The organism is Micromonospora craterilacus, from assembly GCF_003236315.1.
GTDB lineage: Bacteria > Actinomycetota > Actinomycetes > Mycobacteriales > Micromonosporaceae > Micromonospora > Micromonospora craterilacus.
Genome location: NZ_POTY01000434.1, coordinates 1 through 2,158 on the forward strand (window position 1 = coordinate 1; position 2,158 = coordinate 2,158).

Annotated in this window: 2 protein-coding genes; both read right to left on the reverse strand. The window is 72.8% G+C overall.

Features of this window, described 5'->3' with window-relative positions:
- The coding region (trpA, locus tag C1I95_RS33505; RefSeq protein WP_111220080.1) for a tryptophan synthase subunit alpha at positions 1–720 on the reverse strand (720 nt) is incomplete at its 3' end.
- Positions 721–796: 76 nt separating this feature from the next.
- Positions 797–2,020 (reverse strand): tryptophan synthase subunit beta, encoded by a 1,224-nt coding sequence (gene trpB / locus C1I95_RS33510; RefSeq protein ID WP_111220082.1) that lies wholly within the window; start codon positions 2,018–2,020, stop codon positions 797–799.
- Positions 2,021–2,158 lie beyond the last annotated feature (138 nt).

Here is a 2,158-nt window from a genome sequence, read left to right on the forward strand (position 1 = left end):
GTCCAGCAGGCAGCGGATCAGGGCGCTGCCGACGATCACCCCGTCGGCGTACCCGGCGACGGTGGCGGCCTGCGCCCCGGTGCCCACGCCCAGCCCGACACCGACCGGCAGGTCGGTGGCCTCCCGGACCCGGGACACCAGCACCGGCGCCGCCTGCGAGGTCTGGGTACGGGCACCGGTCACCCCCATGATCGCGGTGGCGTAGACGAAACCACGGCAGTGCGCGACCGTCATCGCCAACCGGGCATCGGTGGACGACGGCGCGACCAGGAAGGTGCGGTCCAGCCCGTACGTGTCCGAGGCGGCGAGCCACTCGTCGGCCTCGTCCGGAATCAGGTCGGGCGTGATCAGCCCGGTGCCACCGGCCGCGGCGAGGTCCCGGGCGAACGCGTCGACGCCGTACCGCTCGATCGGGTTCCAGTAGGTCATCGTCACCACCGGCGCGCCGGTGGCCGCGACCTCCTCGATGATGCGCAACGTGTCCCGGGTGCGTACGCCGCCGGCCAGGGCGATGTCGCTGGCCCGCTGGATGACCGGGCCGTCCATCACCGGGTCGGAGTACGGGATCTCCACCTCGATCACGTCGACGCCGGCGGCGACCATCGCCTTCATCGCGGCGATGCTGCCCTCGACGGTGGGAAAGCCGGCCGGCATGCAGCCGACCAGTACCGCCCGGCCGTCCGCCCGGGCCTTGTCAAAGGCCACCCCGATCCGACTCATGCCGGCACTCCGCTGCGCTCCGTGCCGCCATGAGGCACCACGACACTGAGCCCGATGGTTCGCTCGCTGCGCTCGCTCACGCTGATTCCCCGTCCAGGATGCCGAAGTACCCGCCGGCGGTGTGCACGTCCTTGTCGCCCCGGCCGGAGAGGTTGACCACGATGGTGGGCTGCCGGCCCAGATCGGCGGCGAGCTTCGGGGCGACCGCCAGGGTGCCGGCGAGGGCGTGCGAGCTCTCGATCGCCGGGATGATCCCCTCGGTACGGCAGAGCAGTTCGAACGCCGCCATCGCCTCGTCGTCGGTGACCGGCTGGTAGTTGGCCCGGCCGGTGTCGTGCAACCAGGCGTGCTCCGGCCCGACGCCCGGGTAGTCCAGGCCGGCCGAGATCGAGTGCGACTCGACGGTCTGACCGTCGGAGTCCTGGAGCACGTACGTGCGGGTGCCGTGCAGCACCCCGGTGGAGCCGCCGGTGATGCTGGCCGCGTGCCGCCCGGTGGCCACCCCGTCGCCGCCGGCCTCGAAGCCGTACAGCCGCACCTGCGGGTCGTCGGTGAAGGCGTGGAAGATGCCCAGCGCGTTGGAGCCGCCGCCGACGCAGGCGGTGACCGCGTCCGGCAGCGCGCCGGTCAGCTCCAGGCACTGCGCCCGGGCCTCGTCGCCGATGCCCCGGACGAAGTCGCGGACCAGCGCCGGGAACGGGTGCGGGCCGGCGGCGGTGCCGATCAGGTAGTGGGTGTCGTCGACGTTGGCGACCCAGTCCCGCATCGCCTCGTTCATCGCGTCCTTGAGGGTGCGCGAGCCGTTCGTCACCGGTACGACGGTGGCACCGAGCATCCGCATCCGGGCCACGTTCAACGCCTGCCGCTCGGTGTCGACCTGGCCCATGTAGACCACGCAGTCCAGGTCGAACAGGGCGGCGGCGGTGGCGGTGGCGACGCCGTGCTGGCCGGCACCGGTCTCGGCGATCACCCGCTTCTTGCCCATCCGCCGGGTCAGCAGCGCCTGGCCGAGCACGTTGCGCACCTTGTGCGCGCCGGTGTGGTTGAGGTCCTCCCGCTTGAGCAGCACCCGGGCGCCGGCCCGGGCGGAGAACCGGCGGGCCTCGTAGAGCAGCGACGGGGTGCCGGCGTAGTCGCGCAGCAGGGCGGCGAACTCGGCCTGGAACGTCTCGTCGGCCATCGCCGCGCGGTGCGCGGCGTCCAGCTCGTCGAGAGCGGCGACCAGTGCCTCCGGCACGAACCGGCCGCCGAAGCGGCCGAAGTGCCCAGCAGCGTCGGGGAACCGCTGAACCTCGCTCATGCCGGCACTCCGCTTCGCTCCGCGCCGCCATGAGGCACCAACGCGCCGCACCGATGATTCGCTCGCTGACGCTCGCTCATGCCGTCATCCTCTCGTTCGGGACGGGGACCGGCGCGGGTCAGCGCACCGGGCGGGGCG

Bases quoted from the DNA above. Each gene is read 5' to 3' on its own strand.
- trpB (WP_111220082.1), bottom strand. From the start codon at position 2,020: ATGAGCGAGGTTCAGCGGTTCCCCGACGCTGCTGGGCACTTCGGCCGC.